This is a genomic window from Streptomyces sp. RK62 (assembly GCF_018070255.1).
Taxonomy (GTDB): domain Bacteria; phylum Actinomycetota; class Actinomycetes; order Streptomycetales; family Streptomycetaceae; genus Streptomyces; species Streptomyces nigra.
The window spans coordinates 376,111-401,072 of the sequence record NZ_JAGPYD010000001.1 but is presented as its reverse complement, the minus strand read 5'-3'; the positions used below and the strand labels follow the sequence as shown (position 1 = coordinate 401,072).

General features: G+C 73.2%; 21 protein-coding genes, 1 pseudogene and 1 riboswitch. Of the genes and pseudogenes, 5 read left to right on the top strand and 17 right to left on the bottom strand.

Features of this window, described 5'->3' with window-relative positions:
* The first annotated feature begins 189 nt into the window (after window positions 1-189).
* Window positions 190-2,409 carry an NADP-dependent isocitrate dehydrogenase gene (locus KBY32_RS01710; protein WP_210978542.1) on the top strand — a complete coding sequence of 740 codons (2,220 nt, stop codon included), beginning with the start codon at window positions 190-192 and terminating at the stop codon, window positions 2,407-2,409.
* A gap of 171 nt (window positions 2,410-2,580) precedes the next feature.
* A complete protein-coding gene (locus KBY32_RS01705; protein ID WP_210978541.1) occupies window positions 2,581-3,378 on the top strand; it encodes an N-formylglutamate amidohydrolase in 798 nt (265 codons plus the stop codon).
* 9 nt (window positions 3,379-3,387) lie between these two features.
* Here KBY32_RS01705 and KBY32_RS01700 read toward each other — a convergent pair whose 3' ends face one another.
* From KBY32_RS01700 to KBY32_RS01690, 3 genes are read right to left on the bottom strand one after another with little or no spacing between them, the layout of a single operon-like run.
* Complete coding sequence (locus KBY32_RS01700) at window positions 3,388-3,891, bottom strand: hypothetical protein (RefSeq protein WP_055619045.1); 504 nt, start codon at window positions 3,889-3,891, stop codon at window positions 3,388-3,390.
* Window positions 3,888-4,526, bottom strand: coding sequence for an RNA polymerase sigma factor (locus tag KBY32_RS01695; RefSeq protein ID WP_115507231.1), 639 nt, complete (start codon window positions 4,524-4,526; stop codon window positions 3,888-3,890). The genes KBY32_RS01700 and KBY32_RS01695 overlap by 4 nt, the downstream gene beginning before the upstream one ends.
* Window positions 4,523-5,953 (bottom strand): S8/S53 family peptidase, encoded by a 1,431-nt coding sequence (locus KBY32_RS01690; RefSeq protein WP_210978540.1) that lies wholly within the window; start codon window positions 5,951-5,953, stop codon window positions 4,523-4,525. The genes KBY32_RS01695 and KBY32_RS01690 overlap by 4 nt, the downstream gene beginning before the upstream one ends.
* Window positions 5,954-6,098: 145 nt before the next feature.
* Between KBY32_RS01690 and KBY32_RS01685 the strand changes: the two genes are divergently transcribed.
* Window positions 6,099-8,666 carry a CHAT domain-containing protein gene (locus KBY32_RS01685; protein WP_055619048.1) on the top strand — a complete coding sequence of 856 codons (2,568 nt, stop codon included), beginning with the start codon at window positions 6,099-6,101 and terminating at the stop codon, window positions 8,664-8,666.
* 13 nt (window positions 8,667-8,679) lie between these two features.
* Here KBY32_RS01685 and KBY32_RS01680 read toward each other — a convergent pair.
* Window positions 8,680-10,487, bottom strand: a pseudogene (locus KBY32_RS01680) (LuxR C-terminal-related transcriptional regulator).
* Between the two features lie 96 nt (window positions 10,488-10,583).
* On the opposite strand from KBY32_RS01680, the gene KBY32_RS01675 reads away from it, so the two are divergent.
* Entirely contained in the window at window positions 10,584-11,669 is a 1,086-nt protein-coding gene (locus KBY32_RS01675) for a M12 family metallopeptidase (RefSeq protein WP_210978539.1), read from the top strand.
* Window positions 11,670-11,766: 97 nt separating this feature from the next.
* Here KBY32_RS01675 and KBY32_RS01670 read toward each other — a convergent pair whose 3' ends face one another.
* From KBY32_RS01670 to KBY32_RS35920, 8 genes are all read right to left on the bottom strand, one after another.
* Entirely contained in the window at window positions 11,767-13,167 is a 1,401-nt protein-coding gene (locus KBY32_RS01670; protein ID WP_210978538.1) for an NtaA/DmoA family FMN-dependent monooxygenase, read from the bottom strand.
* Window positions 13,168-13,184: 17 nt separating this feature from the next.
* Window positions 13,185-14,372 carry an LLM class flavin-dependent oxidoreductase gene (locus KBY32_RS01665; RefSeq protein WP_210978537.1) on the bottom strand — a complete coding sequence of 396 codons (1,188 nt, stop codon included), beginning with the start codon at window positions 14,370-14,372 and terminating at the stop codon, window positions 13,185-13,187.
* An 87-nt stretch (window positions 14,373-14,459) separates the two neighbouring features.
* On the bottom strand, window positions 14,460-15,482 hold the full coding sequence (locus tag KBY32_RS01660; RefSeq protein ID WP_210978536.1) for an ABC transporter substrate-binding protein: 1,023 nt from the start codon (window positions 15,480-15,482) through the stop codon (window positions 14,460-14,462).
* 37 nt (window positions 15,483-15,519) lie between these two features.
* Window positions 15,520-16,305, bottom strand: a complete 786-nt coding sequence (locus KBY32_RS01655) for an amino acid ABC transporter ATP-binding protein (protein WP_055619054.1) — start codon at window positions 16,303-16,305, stop codon at window positions 15,520-15,522.
* Entirely contained in the window at window positions 16,302-17,285 is a 984-nt protein-coding gene (locus KBY32_RS01650) for an amino acid ABC transporter permease (protein WP_055619524.1), read from the bottom strand. The genes KBY32_RS01655 and KBY32_RS01650 overlap by 4 nt, the downstream gene beginning before the upstream one ends.
* 174 nt (window positions 17,286-17,459) lie before the next feature.
* Entirely contained in the window at window positions 17,460-17,609 is a 150-nt protein-coding gene (locus KBY32_RS01645) for a hypothetical protein (protein WP_159039029.1), read from the bottom strand.
* Between the two features lie 30 nt (window positions 17,610-17,639).
* Window positions 17,640-17,747: riboswitch (SAM riboswitch) on the bottom strand.
* Between the two features lie 38 nt (window positions 17,748-17,785).
* Window positions 17,786-18,685 (bottom strand): glutathione S-transferase C-terminal domain-containing protein, encoded by a 900-nt coding sequence (locus KBY32_RS01640; RefSeq protein WP_055619055.1) that lies wholly within the window; start codon window positions 18,683-18,685, stop codon window positions 17,786-17,788.
* Between the two features lie 169 nt (window positions 18,686-18,854).
* Window positions 18,855-18,953, bottom strand: a complete 99-nt coding sequence (locus tag KBY32_RS35920) for a putative leader peptide (protein WP_333755522.1) — start codon at window positions 18,951-18,953, stop codon at window positions 18,855-18,857.
* Between the two features lie 152 nt (window positions 18,954-19,105).
* Here KBY32_RS35920 and KBY32_RS01635 point away from each other — a divergent pair, with 152 nt between their 5' ends.
* A complete protein-coding gene (locus tag KBY32_RS01635; protein ID WP_055619525.1) occupies window positions 19,106-19,846 on the top strand; it encodes a class I SAM-dependent methyltransferase in 741 nt (246 codons plus the stop codon).
* A 1-nt stretch (window position 19,847) separates the two neighbouring features.
* Here KBY32_RS01635 and KBY32_RS01630 read toward each other — a convergent pair whose 3' ends face one another.
* The 5 genes from KBY32_RS01630 to KBY32_RS01610 all read right to left on the bottom strand — a co-directional run bounded on the left by KBY32_RS01630 (window position 19,848) and on the right by KBY32_RS01610 (window position 24,948).
* Window positions 19,848-20,306, bottom strand: a complete 459-nt coding sequence (locus KBY32_RS01630) for an Rrf2 family transcriptional regulator (RefSeq protein WP_055619056.1) — start codon at window positions 20,304-20,306, stop codon at window positions 19,848-19,850.
* Between the two features lie 72 nt (window positions 20,307-20,378).
* Window positions 20,379-21,635: an acyl-CoA dehydrogenase family protein gene (locus KBY32_RS01625; RefSeq protein WP_210978535.1), complete on the bottom strand. Its 1,257-nt coding sequence runs from the start codon at window positions 21,633-21,635 to the stop codon at window positions 20,379-20,381.
* A gap of 113 nt (window positions 21,636-21,748) precedes the next feature.
* The gene (locus KBY32_RS01620; protein ID WP_247688870.1) at window positions 21,749-22,915 is read right to left on the bottom strand and encodes an LLM class flavin-dependent oxidoreductase; all 1,167 of its coding nucleotides are present in this window, start codon (window positions 22,913-22,915) and stop codon (window positions 21,749-21,751) included.
* A 118-nt stretch (window positions 22,916-23,033) separates the two neighbouring features.
* Complete coding sequence (ssuE, locus tag KBY32_RS01615; protein WP_210978534.1) at window positions 23,034-23,591, bottom strand: NADPH-dependent FMN reductase; 558 nt, start codon at window positions 23,589-23,591, stop codon at window positions 23,034-23,036.
* A 73-nt stretch (window positions 23,592-23,664) separates the two neighbouring features.
* On the bottom strand, window positions 23,665-24,948 hold the full coding sequence (locus KBY32_RS01610) for a sulfite oxidase (RefSeq protein WP_210978533.1): 1,284 nt from the start codon (window positions 24,946-24,948) through the stop codon (window positions 23,665-23,667).
* Between the last annotated feature and the right edge of the window lie 14 nt (window positions 24,949-24,962).

Sequence of the window (24,962 nt, the reverse complement as noted above, 5' to 3'; positions counted from 1 at the left end):
CCCTACATGACTGCCGGATCATGCGATCGGGTTGCACGGAGCGCATCCGTCCGTTTGCGTGGATCCGGACGGGGACCGCACGGGCCCCGCACCGGCATCCGGCGCCCGTGGCCGGACCCCTGTCGAGGACGGGTCGGTCACGAGATATCTTGATGTCGAGCAATGTTGCAGACGTGGAGCGGAGCACCGGTGACTGACTCGACCATCATCTATACGCACACTGACGAGGCCCCGGCCCTGGCGACGTATTCCTTCCTGCCGGTGGTCCAGGCGTACGCCTCGCAGGCGGGCGTCCCCGTGGAGACGCGGGACATCTCGCTGGCCGGACGCATCATCGCGGTGTTCCCGGAGTACCTGACCGAGGACCAGCGCATCCCGGACGCCCTCGCCGAGCTCGGTGAGCTCGCCAAGACGCCCGCCGCCAACATCATCAAGCTGCCGAACATCTCGGCGTCGATCCCGCAGCTCAAGGCCGCCATCGCCGAGCTCCAGGGCCAGGGCTACGCGCTCCCGAACTACCCGGACGACCCGAAGACCGACGAGGAGCGGGAGATCCAGGCCCGCTACGACAAGGTCAAGGGCTCCGCGGTGAACCCGGTCCTGCGCGAGGGCAACTCCGACCGCCGCGCCCCCGCCTCGGTCAAGAACTACGCCAAGACCCACCCGCACCGCATGGGCGCCTGGACCCCCGAGTCCAAGACCAACGTGGCGACCATGGGCGAGGACGACTTCCGCTCCACCGAGAAGTCCACCGTGATCTCCGAGGCCGGCGCGCTGCGCATCGAGCACGTCACCGAGGACGGCACCACCACCGTCCTGCGCACGTCGGTGCCCGTCCTGGAGGGCGAGGTCGTCGACGCGTCCGTGCTGCACGTGGCCCGGCTGCGCGAGTTCCTCACCGCGCAGATCGCCGAGGCCAAGGCCCAGGGCGTGCTGTTCTCCGTGCACCTGAAGGCCACGATGATGAAGGTCTCCGACCCGATCATCTTCGGTCACGTGGTGCGCGCCTTCTTCCCGAAGACCTTCGAGCGCTATGGCGCCGACCTCGCCGCCGCCGGCCTGTCCCCCAACGACGGCCTGGGCGGCATCTTCAAGGGCCTGGAGTCGCTGGCGAACGGCGCCGAGATCAAGGCGTCCTTCGACGCCGAGCTGGCCGAGGGCCCGGCCCTGGCGATGGTCGACTCCGACAAGGGCATCACCAACCTGCACGTGCCGTCCGACGTCATCGTCGACGCCTCGATGCCGGCCATGATCCGCACGTCCGGCCACATGTGGGGCCCGGACGGCCAGGAGGCCGACACCCTCGCGGTGCTGCCGGACTCGTCGTACGCCGGTGTCTACCAGGCCGTGATCGACGACTGCCGTGCCAACGGCGCCTACGACCCGTCGACGATGGGCTCGGTCCCGAACGTCGGCCTCATGGCGCAGAAGGCCGAGGAGTACGGCTCCCACGACAAGACCTTCGAGGTCAAGGCCGCCGGCACGGTCCGTCTCGTGGACGAGAACGGCAACGTCGTCCTCGAGCAGCCGGTCGCCGAGGGCGACATCTTCCGCGCCTGCCAGACCAAGGACGCGCCGATCCGCGACTGGGTGAAGCTGGCCGTCACCCGCGCCCGCGCCACCGGCGACCCGGCCGTGTTCTGGCTGGACGAGGACCGCGCCCACGACGCGCAGCTGATCGCCAAGGTCCGGGAGTACCTCCAGGAGCACGACACCGAGGGCCTGGACATCCGCATCATGTCCCCGGTCGAGGCGACCAAGCTGTCGGTCGAGCGCATCCGCCGTGGCGAGAACACCATCTCCGTCACCGGCAACGTCCTGCGTGACTACCTGACCGACCTCTTCCCCATCCTGGAGCTGGGCACCAGCGCCAAGATGCTGTCGGTCGTCCCGCTGATGGCGGGCGGCGGCCTGTTCGAGACGGGCGCCGGCGGCTCCGCGCCGAAGCACGTCCAGCAGCTCATCAAGGAGAACTACCTGCGCTGGGACTCCCTCGGTGAGTTCTTCGCGCTGGTGCCGTCCCTGGAGCAGTTCGCGACGGCGACGAACACCCCGAAGGCGAAGGTCCTCGCCGACACCCTGGACCGCGCCACGGCGACCTTCCTCAACGAGGACAAGTCCCCGACCCGTCGCCTCGGCGGCATCGACAACCGCGGCAGCCACTTCTACCTGTCCCTGTACTGGGCGCAGGAGCTGGCGGCCCAGACCGACGACGCCGACCTCGCCAAGGCCTTCGCCCCGCTCGCCGAGACCCTCGCGGCGAACGAGCAGAAGATCGTCGAGGAGCTGAACTCGGTCCAGGGCAAGCCGGTCGACATCGGCGGCTACTACCAGCCCGACCCGGCCAAGGCCGCCGCGGTCATGCGCCCGTCCGCCACGTGGAACGAGGCGCTGGCGTCCCTCAGCTGACGCACCCGCCGTACCGATTCCGCCCCGGCCGGTCCTCCGGCCGGGGCGGAGCCGTGTCCGCAGGCGAAGGGCTCGAAGGGGCCAGGCCGTGACGGGCGCACTGGGGCCGTTGTCAGTGGCGTATGGCACCTTGATCGTCGTACCCACCGACAGCACCTTTGGAGCAAGCGCATGACCGTCGTGCCGCCCGCCTTCGACCACCTCCCCGGCGACCCGGGGTCCCCGGTGATCCTCCATATACCGCACTCGTCCCGGCGGATACCCGCCGACGTGCGGTCCGGGATCGTCCTGGAGGACGCCGCCCTGGAGCGGGAGCTGGACCACATCACCGACTCCCACACCGCGTCGATCGCCGAGGCGGCGGCCGCGGCGGCCGGTGTCACCCCCTGGCGGTTCGTGAACGGGCTGTCCCGGCTGGTCGTCGACCCCGAGAGGTTCCCGGACGACCGGGAGGAGATGCTGGCCGTCGGCATGGGGGCCGTGTACACGCGGACCACGCACCGGGAGCCGCTGCGGCCCGCCGGCACCGACCCCGAGCCGCTGATCGAGCGGTACTTCCGCCCGTACGCGCAGGCGATGACGGAGGCGGTCGCGGGGCGGCTCGCCGCCACCGGGCGGGCCGTGATCATCGACGTGCACTCGTACCCCACCGACCCGCTGCCCTACGAGCTGCACGGCGACGGCCCCCGGCCGCCGGTGTGCCTGGGCACCGACGAGTTCCACACGCCGCCCGAGTTGCTCGCCGCCGCGCGCGAGGCGTTCGCGCCCTGCGGCGAGACCGGGCTGGACAGCCCGTTCGCGGGGACGTACGTGCCGCTGGAGTTCTACGGCAAGGATGCGCGGGTGTCCGCCCTGATGGTGGAGATCCGCCGGGACACGTACATGACGGAGCCGGGCGGTCCGGCGGGTCCCGGACTCACCCGGCTCGCGGGCGCGCTGGCGGCGCTGGTGGACGCCGTGGCGCGCTGATCCGCCGGCTCAGGCCCGCGTCCACTCCGTGACGACGACCTCCGCGCCGGTCCGCAGCCGCAGGGCGAACGGGCCGGTGAGGGGGGTGTCGGCGGCGAAGCGGCCCATGGCGTCGGCGTCGAGCGGTGCGGCCGTCCGCGGGCCGCCCAGCACCTCGATGCGGGCCGGCTGCGGCGGCAGCACCTGGCCCATGAGGCCGTGCGCGGTCACCTCCACGTCGACGGTCACCTCGCCGGCCCGGAAGGTCAGCATCCGTGGTACGTCCGTGGCGCCCCGCACCGGGATGGCGTCGACCACCGAGTCGAACGTCAACTCGGCGATCCGGGCGTCGAGATCGTGCAGCGCGAAGGCCGCGACGGCGATCTCCCGCAGCTGCGCGGGCACGGGGTCGAGGATGGCGGCCGCCTCGCGCAGCTCGGCCTCCAGCGCGCTCTCGTCGAACCCGTCGTCGCCGAACGCGCCGTCCTCGAAGGGCTCGTCGTCCCGCGTCTCGTCGTGCAGGTCGTCGTTCACAGCGCCCCCCGTGCGTCGAGTCGGGCCCGCAGCCGGCGCAGACAGCGCTGGCGCAGCGGTCCGATGCTGCCGACGGCGATGCCCACCGCCGCCGACACCTCCTGATAGCTCGGCGGTGGCGACGCCATCAGCACCCGCAGCAACTGGCGGCAGCGGTCGCCGAGTTTCTCGAACTCCTGCCACATCCGGCGGATCCGCTCGCTCTCGGCGGCCGCCTCCTCCGAGTCGAGGACCGACTGCTCGGGCGTGCGCTCCTCGCTGACCCGGTCGAGCAGCTGGGGATCGCTGGTCACGGTCAGCCGCCGCAAGCTCTTGAGGACCTTCAGGCTCTCGTGCCGCGCGGTGCTGGCGAGCCAGGACCCGGCCTTCTCCGGCTCCCGGATCCGCCCAAGGTTCTGGGCGAACCGGAACCACACCGTCTGGTACACCTCGTGGGCGTCGGCGTCCCCCAGCCGGTGTGCGCGCACCACCGACCACACCAGTGGGCTCAGCCCTTCCACGAGCGCCTTCCAGGCCGCCGCGTCGCCGTCCACGGCGGACCGGACCAACGCGCCGACGTCTGCACGGTCCACAACCCCACCCCTCGTGTACGACACGTCATCGTACGCCGCGGAGGGGGCCGTTCCGACCGTCATGACCGGGCGGCCGGAGGGCCGACGGGCACGGGGCGCCAGGTCGCGGGACGCAGGGCGGGCACGTGCGCCCCCCGCACCTCCGCGTAGCCGGCGGCGGCCGCGAGCATCTTGTACCGGGCGACGCGGGGGTCGTTCTCCGCTTGCGCGGACATGTGCGCGGAGATCATCCCGGCGACGAGCGGTGTGGCGAACGAGGTGCCGCTCCAGTACGCGTGGCCGTCGAACATCACCTGGTCGGGCTTGGCGCCGGGGTCCTGCTCGCTGAGCACGCCGGTGTGGCGGGGCGACTGGCAGGTGCAGGAGTAGCCGAAACCGTAGCGGCAGGCGTCGTAGGTGGAGTGCTGGTAGACGTACGGCACGGGCCGGTCGAAGCCGGTGAGCACGCTGGTGAGGCGCTCGCCGGGCGCGTATGCCTTCACCCAGGCGCCGTGGTTGCTGAAGCAGGCGCCGAACTCGCCGTCGGCGCGCAGCGCTCCGACCGACAGCACCGCGTCCTGGTAGTCGGGCAGGTCGGCGTAGGCGGCGGGCCAGAAGGGCGTGGCGCTGCCGTTGTTGCCGGCGGCGGCGACGAGCAGGGTGCGCTGCTCGCGCAGTTCACGCATGAACGCCTCGATGCCGAGCAGTCCGTCGGTGCGGCCGTTGGAGGTGCCGGCGGAGAGGCTGAGGATGTCGGGCCAGCCGCCCTCGTCGACGGCCTCGAACAGCTTCTCGCCGAACTCGGACTCCAGGATGGCGCCGGCGTCGTTGAGGGTGTTGCGCACGGTGATGGAGGTGTTGGGGGCGACGGCGGCGACGAGTCCGGCGATGAACGTGCCGTGTCCGACGTACTGCTGCAGGACGCCGTCGCCGTCGCACTCCTGGATCTGGAGGTCGCCGTCGGTGTGGGCGAGCAGCGCGGAGGACCGGAAGTCGTTCATGAGCCCGGTGTCGACCACCAGCACCCCGACGGCGCTGTCCCCGTCCCAATTCCCCTCCGCCGGGGCGGGGTTGAGCGCCTCACTGCGATCGACCGGCACGGGTTCGTCGCCCGGGCAGGAGTTGACCGCGATCGACACCAGGTGGTTGCGGCTGACGAGGCGGCGTCCGGCACGGCCCTCGACCTCCCGCAGGGCGCGCAGGGCGTGCGCCACGGGCCGGTCGGCGCCGCGGTCGCCCTCGCCCGGGTCGCCGACCTGGATACGGGTGATGCCGGAGCGGTTGGTGCGCGGGCCCGCGCGGCGCACATGGTCCTGCACCAGCTCGGGTTCGGCGGTGAAGTGCGCGCGCACGGTGTCCTCGACGAGGGCGGCGTCCTCGCCGTCCCGGACCAGCACATAGCCCTTCTCGTAGATGAACTCGGCCGAGTCGTCCGGTCCCATCGCGAGGGGGACGTCGGGCATGGAGCGCTGGATCTGCTCGAACTGCTCGTGGAATCGCTGTGGTGCCATGGATGTCCTCCCGAGGGGCGACGGTCGTCAGTCAGAGCGAAGGGGCGGCTGATTGATACAGCGACAAACCGTGTGGCACGGTTCCGGGGCAACTACCATCCGTGGAGTGACAGCGGGAAGCGACTCGGTTCTCGAACTGCTGCCGATGGTGTTCGCCGCCCCGAACGACGCGCTGGCGAGGGCGGAGGGTGTGCTCGACGCCGATCCGTCGCCGTTGCACGCCTCCGTGGCCCATCAGGTCATCGGTATCTGGCAGCGCGACTGGGGCGACATGCGGATCGCCCTGCACCACCTTCGGCGTGCCCGGGATCTCGCGGCGCGCGCGGAGTCCGCCGAACGCGAGGCCGACGTCCTGGCGGCGCTCGGGGTCGCGTTGGTGCACGCGGGGCGCACTCAGCAGGGGCTGGCCGCGCTGGAGCGCGGGGTGGAGCGTGTCAGCGGGCATCCGCGCGCCCGCGTGCTGTTCCGGCGCGCGTACGCCCGCTGGGTGCTGGGGCACCACCGGGAGGCGCTGGAGGACGTCCGCCGGGCGGTCCCCGTACTGCGGCAGGCCGACGACGTCATCTGGACGGCGCGGGCGCTGACGCTGCGGGCGACGGTGCATCTGGCGCTCGGCGCGGTGGACCGTGCGGACGCCGACTTCACGGCGGCCGAGGCGCTGTGGGACACCACCGGCCAGGAGCACGACAAGGCGGACGCGGTGGAGAGCCGGGGCCTGGCGGCGTTCCGGTCGGGCGACATACCGGCGGCGCTGCGGCTGCTGGACGAGGCCGAGGAGCGCTACGCCAAGCTCGGCACGCCGACGTTCATGCTCAGCATCCGGCGCTGCGAGGTGCTGATGGCGGCCGGTCTTGCGCCGGAGGCCCTCGCCGAGGCGGACGCGGCGATCGCCGTACTCGACGGTATCGGCGGCCAGTCCACCCGCAAGGCCGAACTGCTCCTCGCGGCGGCGACGGCGGCCCGGCTCGCGGGTGACGCGCACACCGCCATCGCCCGCGCCGACATGGCCGTACGGCTGTTCACGGGGCAGCGGCGGCCCTGGTGGGAGGCGCACGCGCGGCTGGTGCTGATCGAGGCGCGGGTGGCCGCCGGACGCAGTTCGGGCCGGCTGGTCGCCGACACGGCGGCGGTCGCCGAGCGGCTGGCCTCGTTCGGGGCGCCCGCCGCCCCGGAGGCGTCGCTGCTCGCGGGCCGGATCGCGCTGGGCCTCGGCTGGCGGGCCGACGCGGAACGGCATCTGGCGCTCGCCGCCCGCAGCCGGCGCAGCGGGCCACCGCTGGCCCGGATGACGGGCTGGGCGGCGCAGGCGCTGCGGGCCCGGGCCGCCGGGTCCGGACGCGGGGTACTCGAAGCGTGCCGGCGGGGGCTGGACGTGCTGGACGCGCACCGGATGACGCTGGGCGCGTCGGAGCTGCGGGCCCGCGCGAGCGCGCAGGGCGCGGAACTCGCGGCGCTGGCGCAGGAGGCCAGCCTGGAGACCGGGGGGCCGCGGCGGCTCCTGGTGTGGAGCGAGCGCTGGCGGGCGACGGCGCTGTCGGCGCCCCCGACCCGACCGCCCGCCGACCCCCAGTTGCAGAGCGACCTGACCGCGTTCCGGGAGATCGCTGCGCGCGCCGAGTCCGCCCGGATGGACGCCCGCCCGATACCGGCGCTGGAACGCGAACAGCGGCGCCTGGAACGGGAGATCCGCGCCCGGACGCTGCACATGCGGGGCGACGCCCCGGGCGACGGGCACCGCTTCGACCCGGGGCGGCTGCTGGACCGGCTCGGCGACGACGTACGGCTGGTGGAGCTGGCCGTACTGGACGGGCGGGTCCAGGTGCTGCTGTGCGGGCAGGGGCGGGTGCGCCGGTTCGAGGCCGGGCTGCTCGCGGAGGCGGAGGTGGAGGCCGAGCACGTCCAGGCCGGGCTGCGCCGGCTCGCGCATCCGGGCGCGGAGGCGCGACTGCCGGTGGTGGAGGCCGCCGGGCGGCGCCTGGAGGAACTGCTGCTGGGGCCCGCCGCGGCCCAGCTCGGCGACGGCCCCGTGGTGGTCGTGCCGCCGGCCCGGCTGCACCGGGTGCCGTGGGCACTGCTGCCGTCACTGCGGGAGCGGGTGGTGAGCGTGTCGCCGTCGGCGACGAGCTGGCTGCGCGCCCGGGAGACCGAACCGCCGCGGCGGGGCCGGCATGTGCTGGTACGCGGGCCGGGACTGGCGACGGGCGGCGCCGAGGTGCCCCACCTGGCCGTCCGCTACGGCGGCGCGGTCGTCCTCGAACACGCGGACGCGCGGGTGCCGCGGGTGCTGGAGGAACTGGACGGGGCGGAGCTGGCGCACATCGCGGCGCACGGCGCCTTCCGGGCCGACAGCCCGCTGTTCTCGTCGCTGCGGATGGCGGACGGCCCGATCGTCGTGCACGACTTCGAGCGGCTGGACCGCAGCCCGTACCGGATCATCCTGTCCTGCTGCGACACCGCCCGCTTCGCGTCGGTCGGCGCGGACGAACTGCTGGGCCTGGTCACGGCGTTGCTGCCGCTCGGCACGGCGGGCGTGGTGGCGTGCAGCGCACCGGTGAACGACGCGGCGGTGGTGCCGCTGATGCTGGCCCTGCACAAGGGCCTGGGCGCCGGACTGTCCTTGGCGGAGGCGCTGCGCGACGCACGGGCGGCACTGCCGGACGACGCGTTGCACCGGGCGACGGGGTGGGCGTTCACGGCGTTCGGGGCGGCGTGAGGGCGGAGCCGGTTCAGGCCGAGCACGCGCCCCGCGCCGACACCAGCCACGGCAGGGCGCCCCGGTCGCCGGCGCCGAGGCGGGCGTAGGCGCTGTAGAGGTGGTTGCCCACCGTGCGGACGGACAGGGTGAGTTTCTCGGCGATCTCGCGGTTGCTGAGACCGACGGCCGCCAGGTCCACGATCTGCCGTTGCCGGGCGGTCAGTTCACCGAGGGCCAGCCCGGACAGCGCCGGTGTCCGGGCGCCCTGGCACCGGCGGGCGAGCGTGACCGCGCGGGTGCGTGCGGTGCGGGCGTCACGGGGATCCCGGTGCAGCCGCGCCGCCTGCGCGTGCGCCTCGGCCGCGAACAGCAGGAAGCCGCGCGCCTCCAACCGCTCGGCCACCCGGTCCAGCGCCTCTCCGTCACCGCGCGCCAGCGCGTCGGCGTGCGCGGCGAAGACCCCGGTGAGACGGCCGGCGGCCCGCCCGGGAGCGCCGAGGCGTACGGCGTCGTACGCGTCGTCCTCGACGGCTCCGGGCGGGCCGGCCGCCGCCGGACGGGTGACCGCCCCACCCCCGTGGGGGCGGCCACCCGCGATCGTGGGCACGGCCGGGACGTCGCCCGACTGTGCCATTGCGAGAGCCAGTTCGCGCCGGCAGGCCGGGGCGTCCCCGGCGCCGCGCAGCCCTTCCCTGGCCCAGGCCGCCGCCTCCCGCAGCTCGCCGCGCAGGCGCGCGTAGCGGGCGCGTACGGCCGCGTATCCGGCCGGCAGCGGCGCGTCCTCCGCGACCAGCCACTCCCCCACCGGGGCGGCGGCGGTCCGGACGTCCGCCCGCTCGATCCGGGCGAGGAGCGCCACGCGCTCGGCCTCCAGGGCGGGGCCCCAGTGGTCCGGCCTACGGGACAGGCGCCGCGCCCTCAGCCGTCCCGCCGTGGCCCGCAGGACGGCACCGTGCAGGGGGTGCGCCAGCCGGACGGCACCGCCGTCGTCCACGTGGGCCAGCCCGTCGGCCTCCAACTGCTCCAGCGTGTGCGGATCGAGGCCGTCCCGCTCCGGGTCGAGCGGCGACGGCTCGGCGAACGCGAGGCGCTCCAGCGTCTCCCGCTCCCCGGGGCACGACCGGTCCAGGACCTTGGCCGCGCGCTCGCGCACGGTCGCGGTGACCGGCAGCGGCCCGCGCCACGCCCAGGTGTCCGTGCCGTCGACCCGGCTGAGCAGACCGCGCTCGCGCAGCGCTTCTAGCAGGTCGCGCAGCAGCCGCAGGTCTCCCTGGCACAGGTGGTGCAGCCGGTTCACGGTGAGCGTTCCAGGTCGGCGCCGCCGGGCACGCCCGCCAGCAGCCGGGCGGTGTCCTCCCGGTGCAGCGGCTCCAGGGTGAGGCGGGGCAGCAGGTCGCCGGTCCACAGCCGGGAGACGGCGGCCGGTGCGGGCGCGCCCTCGGTGGTGACGACGACGAGCCGGGTGCGGCCGTGGACGGCCAGTTGGTGGACGAGGGCGGCGGAGGCGTCGTCCAGCAGATGCGCGTCGTCGACGACGAGCAGCCGTATGCCGGTCAGATGCCGGTGGGCGCCGTGCAGGGAGGCCGTCTCGGGGACGAGGTGTGCGAAGGCGGCGAAGCGCAGATGCCGGGTCGCGGGGGTGCCGGCCACGCGGGCGCACCCGGTTGCGCGGGTGGCCTCGGCGACGAGCCGGGACTTGCCGCAGCCGACCGGGCCGCTGACGACGAGACCGTCCCGGCCGGCACCCAGGGAGGCGCGCACCAGGTCGAGTTCGCTCTCCCGGCCCGTGAACGGCCAGGGCGGATCCAGGGTCCTCGCCGCGCGTTCGTAGCTCGTCACGGTATGAGGAGCACGATGACTCAGGTCTGATACAGGGGTACTTGAGTAGCCCTCGACTCAGGCGCCCGGGGCGCCGCGCCGGGCACTCTGGGGCGCATGACCGCTCGCTACTGCTCCCTCGCGCAGCAGTCGGCGCCCGCCTTCGCACCGGGGCTGGCCGCCGGGCGGCTCCACGCGCTCGTCAACGGGCACCGTATGTGGGTGAACGGCACGGTGCTGCACTACCACTTCTTCGACCGGGACTCCGACACGTCCGTGATCCCGGACCCCGGCACGGGCCGGAACCGGCCGGTGTCGTGGGTGGGCGGCAAGGACCAGCGGGACGTCGTGCGCGAGTGCTTCCAGGAGTGGAGCGACCTCGGGATCGGGCTGTCGTTCGTGGAGGTGGCCGACCGGTCGGAGGCGGAGCTGCGGATCGGGTTCCAGAGCGGCGACGGCTCCTGGTCGACGGTCGGCCGGGACGCGCTGCGGGTCGGTGTCGACGAGCGCACCATGAATTTCGGCTGGGATCTGACGGCGCCCGGGGAACGCGGGACGGCCCTGCACGAGATCGGTCACGCGCTGGGCATGCTGCACGAGCACCAGAGCCCGTTCGCCGGGATCCACTGGGACGACGAGGCGGTCTACACGGATCTGGCGGGGCCGCCGAACTTCTGGAGCCGGGACAAGACGTACTTCAACATCCTGCGCAAGCTGGACGCGAGCGAGGTCAACGGCTCGGTCTGGGACCCGCACTCGATCATGGAGTATCCGTTCTCGGCGGGGCTGATCCTGGAGCCCGAGCAGTTCCGCGCGGGTCTGAACCCGCCGGGGGTGCTGTCGGCCGCCGACAAGGAGTTCGTCCGCCGCTGGTATCCGCCGGCCCGGGTACGCGAGCCCCGTGAGCTGGTGCCGTTCCGCTCGGTCCCGCTCCGGCTCGGGCCCGGCGAGCAGGCCGACTTCACCGTCGAGCCCCCGGAGACCCGCGCGTACACGGTGGGCACCTTCGGGGACGCCGACACGGTCGTCGTCCTGTTCGAGGAACGCGATGGCCGCCCCCGCTATCTCGCGGGCACGGACGATGGTGGCACCCCACACAACGCCACCGTGCGGACCCGTCTGGTCAAGGGCCGCCGCTATGTGGTCCGGGTCCGTATGTACTCGACCTGGGGATCCGGCGGGACAGCCGTCATGTGCTGGTGACCCATAGGTGAACCACCCACAGTCCAGCGCCGGGGGGAACGGGCCGGACGCCGCCTTCGGGGGAGGGCGACGTCCGGTCCGACCGGTGCCGGGCGGGTCAGGACGCCCGGCGTTCCTCCGTCTCCGTGTCCGGGTGGGCGAGGCCCAGGTGGTCGCGGAGGGTCGGGCCCTCGTAGTCGGTGCGGAAGACGCCCTGCTCCTGGAGGAGGGGGACGACCTTGTCGGCGAACTCGTCGAGGCCGGTCGGGGTGAGGTGCGGGACCAGGATGAAGCCGTCGCTCGCGTTGCTCTGGACGTACTCGTTGATCGTGCGGGCCAGTGTGGCCGGGGAGCCCACGAAGTTCTGCCGGTTGCCGGTGTGGATGACCAGGTCGCGGATGGACCAGTTGTTGGCCTCGGCGAGGGCGCGCCACTCGCGGGCGGTGGCTATGGGGTCCCGGTACATACGGACCTGGGCGCGGCCCTGGGCGATGTGGTTCTCGCCGACATCCGGGTCGACGTCGGGCAGGGGACCGTCCGGGTCGTACGCGGAGAGGTCGCGGTTCCAGACGAATTCGAGGTGCTTGAGGGCGGTGGCGCCGCTGACCTGCTGGCGGCGTACCTCTCGGGCGAGTTCCTCCGCCTCGGCGTCCATGTCGGCGAGGGCGAAGGTCGCCGCGGGAAGGATGAGCAACTGGTCCCTGCGGCGGCCGTACTTGGCGAGGCGGGACTTGACGTCGGTGTAGAAGGCGCGGCCCGCCTCCAGGGTGCCGTGCCGGCTGAAGATGGCGTCCGCCTCGGCGGCGGCGAACTCGCGGCCCTCCTCGGAGTCGCCGGCCTGGAAGATGACGGGCCGGCCCTGGGGTGAGCGCGGGACGTTGAACTGCCCATGGATGTCGAAGTGCTGCCCGGTGTGGGTGAACGAGCCGGCCTTGGCGTCCTTGAGGAACGTCCCGGTGTCCTGGTCCGCGATGATCTCGTCGCCGTGCCAGGAGTCGAAGAGCTCCTTGGCGGTGGCGAGGAACTCCTTGGCGCGGGAGTAGCGCTCCTCCTGCGGCAGGAAGCCGCCGCGGCGGAAGTTCTCGCCGGTGAAGGCGTCCCAGGAGGTCACGACGTTCCAGGCGGCGCGTCCGTCGGAGAGATGGTCCAGGCCGGCGAACTGGCGGGCGACCTCGTAGGGCTCGTTGAAGGTGGAGTTGATGGTGCCGGTGAGCCCGATGCGTTCGGTGACGGCGGCGAGCGCGGCCAGCACGGTGAAGGTGTCGGGGCGTCCGACGACGTCGAGGTCGTAGATGTGGCCGCCCTGTTCGCGGAGCCTGAGGCCTTCGGCGAGGAACAGGAAGTCGAACTTGGCGCGTTCGGCGGTCCGGGCGAAGTGCGCGAAGGAGCTGAACTCGATATGGCTGCCGGCCCGGGGGTCGCTCCACACGGTCGTGTTGTTGACGCCGGGGAAGTGGGCCGCCAGATGGATCTGCTTCACCGGGCGCCTAGGCTTCGAGGAGGTGGTGGGGCTGGTCATCGGTGGGTCCTTCCGGCTCAGGCGGCGGCGTAGCGGTTGGCGGGCCGGACGAGCCCGAGCAGGCCGCGCAGCGTGTCGGCCTCGTAGGCGCGGCGGAAGGCGCCCCGGCGCTGGAGTTCGGGCACGAGGCCACGGGTGATCGCAGGGAGGTCGTGGCCGGCGACGGCCGGGCGCAGCCGGAAGCCGGTGAGGCCGGCGGTCTGGAACTCCTGGAGGAGGTCGGCGAGTCCGGCGGGGGTGCCTGCGAAGATCAGGGCGTCGCTGGTGTACGGCTCCCCGGCGAGCGTGTCGAGGCGTTCTTGGCGGGCGCGTGCGGCGGCCGGGTCGTCGTCGAGGAACACGACGAGGTCGCCGAAGATGTGCAGGGGCTCGTCGGCCCGGCCCGCCGCCCGCTGTTCGGCGCGGACCTCGGTGACGATGGCCCGGGCGCCGTCGGTGTCGTGCGGGGTGACATAGCCGATGTCGGCGGAGCGGGCCACGAGCCGGTAGGGCACGGTCTCGTGGGCGAGGGCGCTGACGATCGGCTGGCCCTGGGGCGGGCGCGGGGTGATGGAGGGGCCCTTGACGCTGAAATGGCGGCCCTCGAAGTCGATGTAGTGGAGCTTGTCGCGGTCGATGAAGCGCCCGGTGGCGGTGTCGCGGATCTCGGCGTCGTCCTCCCAGCTGTCCCAGAGACGGCGGACGACCTCGACGTGGTCGGCGGCCTCGTCGAAGAGCTCGTGGACGGCGGGGGTGTCGTACCGGTCGATGCGTCCGAGGGTGCGGCGGCCGAAGTGGGCGGCCTCGTTGGGGCGCGCGGTGATCTGGACGCGCAGGCCGGCCCGGCCGGAGCTCACATAGTCGAGGGTGGCGATGGCTTTGGATATGTGGAACGGCTCTGTGTGGGTGGCCACGACGGTCGGCACCAGACCTATGTGCTGGGTCAGTGGGGCCACACGGGAGGCGATGAGGACGGCGTCGAGCCTCCCGCGTACCTGGTCGGTGCGCCCGTCCGGGTCGAGGAAGTGCGAGGACTGCAGGCCCAGGCCGTCCTCGAGGGTGACGAGGTCGAGCAGGCCCCGTTCGGCCTCGGTGATCAGGTCGGTCCAGTAGGCGGCGGTGAACAGGTCCCGGGGGCGGGACACCGGCTCCCGCCAGGAGGCGGGGTGCCAGCCGGTGCCGTCCAGGGCGACGGCGAGATGCAGGGGTGTGGGGTTCGCGGACACGGTCGGTGCCTTCCTGGTGGTCCGTACGACGGCGCCGGGCCCTCCGCCGCGGAGGAGGGGAGGGCCTGGCGCCCCGGGGATGGGTCGTCAGGAGTTGTCGAGCGGCAGGCCGGGCGGGTTCACCTCCGCCTTCTCCACGGCCTCGCCGGAGAGGTTCCACGCGGCGAGCCACTTCGCGTACTGGCCGTTGTCGATGAGGTGGTTGATCGCCTCGGCGAGGGGCTCGGCGAGGCCGCTGTCCTTCTTCGCGGTCGCGGCGATCAGTCCCTGCAGGGTCGCCCCGGCGCCGGAGAACTGCCCGGCGATCCTGGTCGCCTGCGGCGTGCCGCTGGTCTGGGTGACGTGGTACGAGAGGTTGGGGCTGGGCCCGAAGTAGGCGTCGATCTTGCCGCTGCTCAGGGCCAGGTAGGTGCTGTTGGTCTCCTGGAAGTACTTGACCGTCAGTTTCTTGCCCTCCTTCTCCAGGCGGTTCTTCCACTCCAGCAGGATGCGTTCCTGGTTGGTGCCGGCGCCGACCGAGACGGTTGTGCCGGCGAGCGTCCGGTAGTCGCCGTCGAAGCGGAACTTCGAGTCCTTCGGCGCCTCGAAGGCCAGGTCGTCCTTGCGGTAGGAGGCGAACTCGTACTTGCGCTTGCGCTCCTCGGTGTCGGTGATGTTCGAGAAGCCGACGTCGACCTTGCCGCTGTCGATGCCGACGAAGAGGTTCTCCCAGGTGAACCGCTTGACCTCGGGCTTCAGTCCGAACACGGCGGCGACCAGGCGGGCGAGGTCGATCTCGGAGCCGGTGAGGGTCTTCTGGTCGCTGCCCACGAAGCCCAGGGGCGGCGACCCGGAGGGCAGCGTGCCGGAGCCTATGACGAGTCGTCCGCTCTTTCTCAGGTCTGCGGGGAGCTTGGCGCTGATGGACTTCACCTCCGACACCTTGAGAGTGGTCTCCTTGGCGGCGCCGTTGGAGAGCCGGCCGACGGTGACCGTGCCGGCGGCGTCGGAGGTCGCCGTCGCCGCGTCGCTGTCTCCGCCGCAGGCGGTGAGCCCGGTGGCGAGGGTGGCGGCGGCGGTCGCCGCGGTGATGCCGCGGAGCAGGGCACGACGGGTGACGTGGTGGCGCATGACTGTCCTTACGTGATGGGTGAACAAGGGGCGGGGGTCAGAGGACCTTGCTGAGGAAGTCCCTGGTCCGTTCGTGCCGGGGGGCGTCGAGGACCTCGGAGGGCGGGCCCTGTTCGACGATCCGGCCGCCGTCCATGAAGACGACGCGGTCGGCGATCTCGCGGGCGAAACCGATCTCGTGGGTGACGATGACGAGGGTGGTGCCGCTGGTCGCCAGGTCCTTGATGACGGCGAGCACCTCGCCGACGAGTTCCGGGTCGAGGGCGGAGGTCGGCTCGTCGAAGAGGATGACGCCGGGACGCAGCGCGAGGGCACGGGCGATGGCCACCCGCTGCTGCTGCCCGCCGGACAACTGCCGTGGGTAGGCGCCGGCCTTGTCGGCGAGGCCGACCCGGGCGAGCAGGTCGCGGGCGAGTTCGAGGGCGGCGGGTTTGGCGAGCCGGCGGGTGGCGACGGGGGCGGCGGCCACGTTGTCGAGGACCGTCAGATGCGGGAAGAGGTTGAAGTTCTGGAAGACGAAGCCGATCCGGCCGCGCTGGGCGAGGATGGCCCGCTCGCCGAGTTCCTTGAGGCGAGTGCCGTGCCGGCGGACGCCGATCGGTTCGCCGTTGAGGCTGACGTGCCCGATCTCCGGTTTCTCCAGGTGGTTGATGACCCGCAGGAGGGTGGACTTGCCGGAGCCGGACGGGCCGAGGATCACGGTGACCTCGCCGGGCCGTACGGTCAGGTCGACTCCGTTGAGCACGCGGTGGGCTCCGTACCACTTGTGCACGTCGTGCACCTCGACGGTGGCGGGCGCGTGGTCGTCGACGGCGGTGCTCATACGGCGGCCTCCCGGCGGACGCGAGCCCTCAACTCGGTGGCGGAGGACCGCAGTTTCTGGAGCGGGGTCGGCGGCAGGGAGCGGGTGGCGCCCCGGGCGTAGTACCGCTCGACGTAGAACTGGACGACGGAGACGACGCTGGTCAGGACGAGGTACCAGACGGTGGCGACCATCAGCAGCGGCACGATGTCGCCCGGGTAGGTGGAGCCCATGGACTGCGCGGCGCCGAACAGGTCGAGCAGGGACACGTAGAACACCAGCGAGGTGCCCTTGATGAGGCCGATGAGCTGGTTGACGTAGTTCGGCACGATGGACCGCAGGGCCTGCGGGAACACGATCCGGCGGAACTGGTAGCCCTTGGGCAGCCCGAGCGCGGCGGCGGCCTCGTGCTGGCCCTGGTCGACGGAGAGGATGCCGCCGCGGACGACCTCGGCGGCATACGCGGACTCGTGGAGGCTGATGCCGACGACCGCGATGACGAGGTCGGTGGCGAGCGCCGACTCGTCGAAGGTGAGGAAGGCGGGCCCGAAGGGGACGCCGAGGCTGAGCGTCTTGTAGAGGGCGCTGAAGTTGTACAGGAACAGCAGGACGACGATGAGCGGGATGGAGCGGAACGCCCAGACGTACACCCAGCTGACGGCGCGCAGCACGGGGCTGCGGGAGAGCCGGGCGAGCGCGAGCAGGACGCCGCCGAGAAGGCCCAGTACGGCGCTGTAGGCGGTGACTTCGAGGGTGACGAGGAGGCCGTCGACGATGGTGGGCCGCAGGAACCAGTAGCCGAAGCGGTCCCACTGGTAGAAGGGGTTGGTCACCAGGCCGTGGACGAACTGGGCGGTGAGGACCAGGACGACGGCGGTGGCGATCCAGCGGCCGGGGCGCCTGAGCGGCAGCACGCGCTGGGCGGTGAGCGGTTGGGACGGGGTGGCGGCGGGCCGCGGCGCCTCGGCCAGGGAGACGGCGGCGCCTGGGGGTTCACTCATGGAGGGCTCCGGCAGGAGTCGGAAGGCCCCGGAGGACGCGGACACCTCGGCCACGGGCACGGCCGTTCGACGGCGGGGCCGGGGAGGGGAGGACGCACGGTCACCGGGGACGGGCGGACGACGGCACACCGCCGAAGCGGTGGGTGTCGGGGGTGCGGTGCCGCGGAGGAGAGATCAGCCGCGGCGGCGGGCACAGCCCGGTGCGGTACACAGTGCGCTGTTGACGCGGAGCAGATCGACGGCCCGGTCGGCGGCGAACAGGGTGGCGTACGCGTGGACGCGGCCGCGAAGGCGGCCGGCGGCCGTCCTGGGGGCTGCGTCCATGGCGTCACTCACTCTTCCGGCCGCTGGCGGCCTGCGCGCTTACCGAAGTCATCCGGTCCGGTCGTCACCTGGGGCACCCCACCGCGATGCGAGGGTTGCCGGTCAGCAAGCCAGGGCTTGTCGCTGACGCTCATGACCGATCTGGGCCGTAGTCAATCCAGTTGAACGAGGAAATGTCAACGGCGGTCCACGGAGCGGGACGGCTCCGCGGGGGTCCTGGTCGTGTGGGCCGCCCAGTCCAGGATCTGCACGGCGGCTCCGGCGGCCTCCAGGCCCCGGCAACGGGCGTGGTGACGGCGGGAGATGGCGTCCAGGTCGAGGTGGGCGCCGAACGCCGGGTGGGCGGCGAGCCGGCGGGCGTAGCCCCACAGGGCGGGGTGCGCGGCGATCCGCTCGACGGCGGCGGCGTCCAGATGGTGCCGGTGCACGGTGTCGAGCTGGACGAGCGTCACCCACAACTCGACGTCGGCGGCGGTGATCTGATCCCGGATCATGTAGGTGCGGCCGGTCAGCCAGCGGTCGAGCGCGCCGAGGGAGCGCAGCAGGGTCTCCAGGGCGGCCTCGCGCTCCGCCTGTCCGGCGCCGGCCGTGCCCGCGTTCTGCGCGGCCTCCTCGATGTCCTGCGCGCACATCCGCTCGACCGCGTCGATCTCGGACTCGGCGCCGCACGGGTACAGGCTCGCGCGACAGCCGCCGAAGTGCCGGTCGAGGTCGCGCATGATGTCGGGGGCGTGGGTGCTCACGATGCGCCCGGACCAGTCGTCGCTGAGGACCGGCGCGAGAGCGGGTCCGGGATAGCGGTGGGCGCTGGCCTCGTAGAGCGGGCGCAGCGCGCTGTGCCCGCTGTCGGGGCAGTCGGGGACGGCGGGCAGGAAGGACGCCGGGCAGGTGTCGCCGAGTTCGAGGAGGCTGTGTGCGACGGCGATGCGCAGACCGTCCGGACAGGCGGTGGACAGATGGAGGCGGTAGCGGCGCGGCACGGCGTAGTGGCCGCTGCGCGCGTCGCTGCCGATACGGCCGCGGAAGGCGGGGGCGGTCCGCGTGGACGGGTGTGCGGCCGACGGTGCGACGGTCATGGCTCTCCCCTGGGCAGGCGTGTGGGCATACGGCTGGGCCGGCGGGTGGCGTCCTGCGGGCGTGGACGTCCGGCGGGCGTGGGCATGCGGACCGACGGTCGGGACGGGAGGTGCGGGCCGGTCTGCGGACCGATGCGGGGCGACGGTGGCTCGGGGCCGCGCTCAGAGGTCAGATCGCGCTGCAGACGCGCTGCAGATCGATGTGGCGGCGGGAGGTGAGAAGGGGCGTGCGGGTCACTCGACCGGTGACCGTCCTGGCGCGCCCCATGCTTCCCTACCTATTCACTAGGAAACCTATGGTGAGTGTCGGTCCGCGCGTGGCCGGCGTCAAGAGGGCGTCCGCGGATCGGTCGTCCGGCTTCCCTCCCCCGCGGAAAAACCGAGTGCCCCGCGAGGACCGCCGGCAGTACGGTGCGCGGCGTGACCGATGACGACGGATACTTCGGAGAGCCCATCGCGGCCCGCTACGACGACCCTTCGGACGACATGTTCCAGCCGGAGGCCGTGGACCCCGCGGTCGACCTGCTGGCCGAACTGGCCGGTGACGGCGCGGCGCTGGAACTCGGCGTCGGCACCGGCCGGATCGCCCTGCCGCTCTCGGCACGGGGCGTGCCCGTGCACGGCATCGATATGTCGCGGGCGATGGTGGCGCGGCTGCGCGCCAAGCCCGGCGGCGACGCAGTGGACGTGACGATCGGGGACTTCGCGACGACCCGGGTGGCGGGCGAGTTCGCCGCCGCCTATCTGGTCTACAACACGATCAACAATCTGACGACACAGGACGCCCAGGTCGACTGCTTCGTGAACGCGGCCGCGCATCTGCGTCCGGGCGGCTGCTTCGTCGTCGAGGTGGGGGTGCCCGAGCTGCGGCTGCTGCCGCCGGGGCAGACGGCGGTGCCGTTCCGGATCAGCGACACCGGCTGGGCGTTCGACACCTACGACACGGCCACGCAGGCCTTCAGCTCGAACTACGTGACGATCGTCGACGGCCGTGCGGAGCACCGCGCCATCCCGTTCCGGTACGTGTGGCCGGCGGAGCTGGATCTGATGGCGCGGCTCGCCGGTCTGCGGCTGCGGGACCGGTGGGAGGACTGGAAGCGGACGCCGTTCACCGGCGAGAGCCGGCAGCACGTGTCCGTGTGGGAGAAGCCGGCCCGCTGAGCTACGGGTTGGTCCACGCCTCCGGGTCGTCCGCGAGGCGCAGGACGTCGTCGGGGAGCTTCGCCGCGGCCACGTCGGCCAGGGTGACCTCGCCGAGGATCTTGCGGACGTTCGCACGCACGGCGATCCACAGCGGCAGGAGCGATTCGGCGGGGCCGATGTAGGACAGGTCGGGCGGGCGGACGCCGCGCACCGAGACCAGGGGGCCGTCGGCCACCCGGATGACCTCGGCGATGGCGATGGCGTCCGCGGGCCGGGCGAGCCGGTAGCCGCCCTTGCCGCCGCGCTGGCTGACCACGAGGCCGCCGCGGCGCATGTCGCCCAGGATGCCCTCGAGGAACTTGTGCGGGATGCCCTGGGCGTCGGCGATGGCCTCGGCCTTCAGTGAGGTGTCGTCGCCGGCCGCGGCCAGCTCCAGTGCCGCCCGCACCGCATAGTCCGCCCTGGCCGAGATCCGCATGCGGTGATTATCCCTCACGGGTCCCCCGCCCTCATCAGCCGGGCCGGGGCTCCGGTACCGGCGGTCGGGAGGTCAGGCCGGCAGGGTGAACGGCGGGTGCGCGCCGTTGAGGAAGTAGTCCCCGATCTCGCGCATCCGGTGGGCGACCGGCTCGCGCAGGGTGTGGGTGCGGGTGTCCCGCCAGAACCGGTCGAGGCCGTGCCGGGTGAGCGCGGCGGCCGCCCCGATCGCCTCCAGTGCGCGGCTGGTGATCTCCTGCGCGGCCCGGGAGGCCGCGGCCTCGGCGGCGCTGGCGAGGACGGCGATCTCCGCGCACTCCTCGTCGTCGAGGGCCTCCCCCCGGTCGAGCCCCTGGATCAGGGCGTCCACGGCCTGGTCGGCGAGGGCGGACGCCGCCCGCGCGGCGACCGCGAGCTCGCCGTACGCGGTGAGCGCGTACGGGTCCTGGGCCGGGCCGCCCGGCCAGGGCTGCGCGGAGAACGGCTGCCAGGGGGCCCGTACGACCCGTCCGTGCTCCCGGACCTCGCCGAGCAGCCCCTCGGCGACGCCGAGACAGAAGTGGGCGGAGACCAGGCGGGCGGCCGGCGCGGACAGCCCGGCGAACGGCGACAGCGCGCCGTCGTCGGCGGAGAGCGAGCCGAGCACGTCGTCCGCCGCGACGGGGACCCCGTCGAAGCCGACGCCGCCGCCCGCCGCGAGCCGCTGCCCGAACGTGTCGCCTGCGCCCGCGCCGAGGACGCCGGGATGCGCGGGGTCGACCAGGACGGCGACGGGTTCGCCGGTGCCGGGGACGGCGGCGCGGACGACGAGCCGGTCGGCGACGCCCACTCCGGTGTCGTACCGCTGGTGGCCGTCGAGGAGATACCCGTGGGCCGTCGGGGTGAGCATGAGCGGGGGTTCCTGGGAGGCGATGCCTCCGCCCCAGCACCAGTGCCCGGCCGCGGAGGCCCGCTCGATGCGGGCGGCCCGCTCGGGTCCGCCGAAGAACCGGGCGGTGGAGGAGAGGAAGTAGTGGTTGCCGAGGAGCCGGCCGATGGCGCCGTCGGCGGCGGACACGGTCCGTACGACGGCGTAGGCCGTGCGCCAGTCCGCTCCCCCGCCGCCGTGCGCGGCCGGGACGAGCAGGGTCAGCAGCCCCGACTCGCGCAGCCGGGCCACCTCGTCGTGCGGCGGTTTGGCGGCCTGCTCGCGCTCGACGGCGTCGGTGGCGAGGTCGTCCGCCAGTTCGCGGGCTATGTGGGGCCAGCCGGCGGGTGCCGGCGCCGGTGCGGAGAGGTCCCGCCCGGCGCTGCCGGACACGGAGGCCGGGTCCGGTGGGGCGATCGTCATGGCGTCATCCTCACTCGCTCCGCGGACCAGGGTCAACACTTCCCTAGTAATTCGATAGGAATTCTAGGGAACGTGTCCGGATCCGGCCGCACGGCGTCTCACCATGCGGCCGCTCACCGTCCCGCGAACGGCACTTGAGGGGCCGGCGCCGCCGCCGGAGCGCCCCGGAACGGATGCGTCCACAGCCCCCGCGACGCCAGCCGCGGCAGCACGTTCTCCCCGAACCAGTACGCCTCCTCCAGATGCGGATAGCCGGACAGTACGAACTCGTCGATGCCGAGCGCGTGGTACTCCTCGATGCGCTCGGCGACCTCGTCGTGGCTGCCCACCAGCGCGGTGCCGGCGCCGCCCCGCACCAGCCCGATGCCCGCCCACAGATTGGGGTGGATCTCCAGGTCGTCGGCGCGGCCGCCGTGCAGGGCGAGCATCCGGCGCTGTCCCTCGGACTCGCTGCGGGCCAGCCCGGCCTGCACGGCCCGGACCGTCTCCGTGTCGAAGCCGTCGAGGAGCCGGCGCGCCTCGGCCCACGCCTGCCCTGCGGTGTCCCGGGTGATGACGTGCAGCCGGATACCGAAGCGCAGTTCGCGGCCCAGTTCGCGGCCCTGCTTCCCGGCCAGATCCCGCACCCAGGCGATCTTCTCGGCGACGGCGGCCGGCGGTTCGCCCCAGGTGAGATAGACGTCGGCGTGCCGGGCGGCGATCTCCCCGGCGAGGGGCGAGGAGCCGCCGAAGTACACGTCGGGGACCGGGTCGGGCACCCGGGCGAGCCTCGCGTCCTCGACCTGGAGGTGCTCGCCGACCAGGTCGACGCTCTTGCCCTCCCACAACCCCCGGACTATCTGCAGGAATTCGCCGGTACGGCGGTAGCGGTCGTCCTTGTCGAGGAAGTCGCCGTAGGCGCGCTGCTCCTGGCTCTCGCCGCCGGTCACCACGTTGAGCAGCAGCCGTCCGCCGGTGTGCCGCTGGAAGGTGGACGCCATCTGCGCGGCGAGGGTCGGGGAGACGGCGCCGGGCCGGAACGCGACGAGGAACTTCAGGCGTTCGGTGCGCTGACTGACCATCGCGGTCGTCAGCCAGGCGTCCTCGCACCAGGCGCCCGTCGGGGTGAGGGCGCCGGTGAAGCCGAGGTCCTCGGCGGCGCCGGCGATCCGGCTCAGATAGGCGACGGACGGCGGCCGGTCCTGTCCGGACGCGGTGGCGGGGCTGCCGTGGCCGCCACCGACGACATGGCGGCTGTCGCCGTTGGTGGGCAGGAACCAGTGGAAGGTCAGGGGCGGCAAGGGGGTTCTCCGATCGTGGTGGGGTCGCGGCGGGCGGACCTGCGCTCAGCCCGCGGCCGGCGGTGGGCGGACCTGCGTTGCGTTCAGCCGGCGGCCGAGCGGTGGGCGGGACCGGTGCTCAGCCCGCGGCCGCCAGCAGGGCGGGGCGTCCGCCGAGCGCGAGTGAGAACTGGTCGGTGACCTGGGCCAGGGCCTCGGCGGAGGCCGGCGCGACCGTGAGCGTGCCGTCGTCGCCGGCGGTGATGTCCTTGTCGAGGGTGAACCAGCCCGGGGTGATGTGGGCGGGCCCCATGGAGTTGAGGACGGGGCGCAGGGCGTAGTCGATCGCCAGCACATGTGCGGTGGTGCCACCGGTGGCGAGCGGGAGGACGGTCTTGCCCGCGAGGGCGTACTGCGGCAGCAGGTCGAGCAGGGCCTTCAGCGCACCGGAGTAGGCGGCCTTGTAGACGGGGGTGCCGATGACGACCCCCTCCGCGCGCTCGAACAGCTGGGTGGCCTCGACGATCGCCGGGTGGGCGAAGTCGGCGTGCAGCAGGGCCTCGGCCGGCAGGGTGCGGACGTCGAGGGGTATCACCTCGTGGCCCTGGGCTCGCAGCCGTTCGTCGAGCAGGCGCAGCAGCCGGGCGGTGCGGGAGGTGGCGGACGGGCTTCCGGAGACGGACAGGACGGTGGCCATGACGGACCTTTCGAAGGTGGGGCGGGGAGGATCGGCGGTCCCGGGCGGGCGGAGCGGCCCGGGACCGGGGCGGTCAGATCACGGTCACCGGGTGGCGGACCACCGCGTCGAAGAGATAGCCCTGGGTGTTGGGCACGGACACGTCGGGCTGGCGCCGTCCGGCGGTGTCGGTGGCGCGGGCCAGCAGGTGCGTGGCGCCGCGGCCGGTGGGCCGCCAGGGCACAGACCAGCGGGTCCAGGTGCCGGCGCGGGGCCGGTCGTGGAGGTTGGCGCGCCGCCAGGTGGTGCCACCGTCGGTGCTGACGTCGACGCGGGCCACGCCGCCCGCGCCCGACCAGGACCGGCCGTGCAGCACATGGCCGCGGCCCGCCGCGAAGGTGGCGCCGTCGGCCAGTTCGAAGGCGCTCTTGAGGGTCTGCCGGGTGAGCGGGGCGCTGCCCTCCGGCGGGTGGGCGGGCCCGAACAGCCGGTAGAACTGGGTGTTCCAGGGTGAGAACAGCGGCTGCGCGGACACCTGGATGTCGCCGACCCATTTGATGGACGCGATCCCCACCCAGGAGGGCACGAGGACCCGTACCGGATACCCGTGGTCGTACGGCAGGGGCTCGCCGTTCATCTCGTAGGCGAGCAGGACGTCGTCGAGGGCCTTGGCGAGCGGCAGCGGCCGGCGGACCCGGCCGAGGCTCTCGCCCCCGCTGACGTACTCGGCGTCCAGACCGCGCGGCTGCACGTCCACGGCGTGCCGCGCCAGCCCGGCACGTCGGAGCACGTCGGCGAGGCGGACCCCGCGCCAGCGGGCCACGCCGATCGCGCCGAGCGTCCAGGCGGTGCCGCTCACCGTCTCGCCCTGCTGGGTCGTGTAGTGGCTGCGGCCGTTGCCGGCGCACTCCACGAACGCGGTCCGGGTGACGGACGGCAGTGCGCGCAGGTCGTCGTAGCCGAACTCGACCGGCCGGTCCTCGGCGGGTGTGCCGCGCAGTCCGTCGCCCCACAGCCGCAGCCGCCAGTCGCCGGCGTCCAGGACAGGGGTGGCGGTGTGGTTGCGGACGAAGAACCGGTCGTTGGGGGTGTGGTGGCCGGTGCCGCGCAGCGCCTCCCAGCGGGTCTCGGCGTTGGTGCCGCGCTGGATGAACCACTCGGGCGGCAGCGGTTTGACGATCGGGCCCGCGGCGGCGTGGGCGGTGCGGGGCGCGGGCAGCGTGGTCGCGGCGGCGGTGGCGGCGAGCAGGGTGAGCATACGGCGCCGGCTGACACCGTCGGCTCTGGCGTCCCCGGCCAGCCACTGGCGCAGCCGGCGGCGGTCGTAGGCGGTCTCGTCGGGGCGGGCGGCGGGGCTGGTGGTGCCGGGCGGAGTCATGGCGGGTCCTCCTC

Bases quoted from the DNA above. Each gene is read 5' to 3' on its own strand.
- KBY32_RS01675 (WP_210978539.1), top strand. From the start codon at position 10,584: ATGACCGCTCGCTACTGCTCCCTCGCGCAGCAGTCGGCGCCCGCCTTC.
- KBY32_RS01630 (WP_055619056.1), bottom strand. From the start codon at position 20,306: ATGCGGATCTCGGCCAGGGCGGACTATGCGGTGCGGGCGGCACTGGAG.
- KBY32_RS01685 (WP_055619048.1), top strand. From the start codon at position 6,099: ATGGTGTTCGCCGCCCCGAACGACGCGCTGGCGAGGGCGGAGGGTGTG.
- KBY32_RS01705 (WP_210978541.1), top strand. From the start codon at position 2,581: ATGACCGTCGTGCCGCCCGCCTTCGACCACCTCCCCGGCGACCCGGGG.
- KBY32_RS01670 (WP_210978538.1), bottom strand. From the start codon at position 13,167: ATGACCAGCCCCACCACCTCCTCGAAGCCTAGGCGCCCGGTGAAGCAG.
- KBY32_RS01645 (WP_159039029.1), bottom strand. From the start codon at position 17,609: ATGGACGCAGCCCCCAGGACGGCCGCCGGCCGCCTTCGCGGCCGCGTC.
- KBY32_RS01695 (WP_115507231.1), bottom strand. From the start codon at position 4,526: ATGACGGTCGGAACGGCCCCCTCCGCGGCGTACGATGACGTGTCGTAC.
- KBY32_RS35920 (WP_333755522.1), bottom strand. From the start codon at position 18,953: ATGGGGCGCGCCAGGACGGTCACCGGTCGAGTGACCCGCACGCCCCTT.
- KBY32_RS01650 (WP_055619524.1), bottom strand. From the start codon at position 17,285: ATGAGTGAACCCCCAGGCGCCGCCGTCTCCCTGGCCGAGGCGCCGCGG.
- KBY32_RS01690 (WP_210978540.1), bottom strand. From the start codon at position 5,953: ATGGCACCACAGCGATTCCACGAGCAGTTCGAGCAGATCCAGCGCTCC.
- KBY32_RS01610 (WP_210978533.1), bottom strand. From the start codon at position 24,948: ATGACTCCGCCCGGCACCACCAGCCCCGCCGCCCGCCCCGACGAGACC.
- KBY32_RS01660 (WP_210978536.1), bottom strand. From the start codon at position 15,482: ATGCGCCACCACGTCACCCGTCGTGCCCTGCTCCGCGGCATCACCGCG.
- ssuE (WP_210978534.1), bottom strand. From the start codon at position 23,591: ATGGCCACCGTCCTGTCCGTCTCCGGAAGCCCGTCCGCCACCTCCCGC.
- KBY32_RS01655 (WP_055619054.1), bottom strand. From the start codon at position 16,305: ATGAGCACCGCCGTCGACGACCACGCGCCCGCCACCGTCGAGGTGCAC.
- KBY32_RS01640 (WP_055619055.1), bottom strand. From the start codon at position 18,685: ATGACCGTCGCACCGTCGGCCGCACACCCGTCCACGCGGACCGCCCCC.
- KBY32_RS01625 (WP_210978535.1), bottom strand. From the start codon at position 21,635: ATGACGATCGCCCCACCGGACCCGGCCTCCGTGTCCGGCAGCGCCGGG.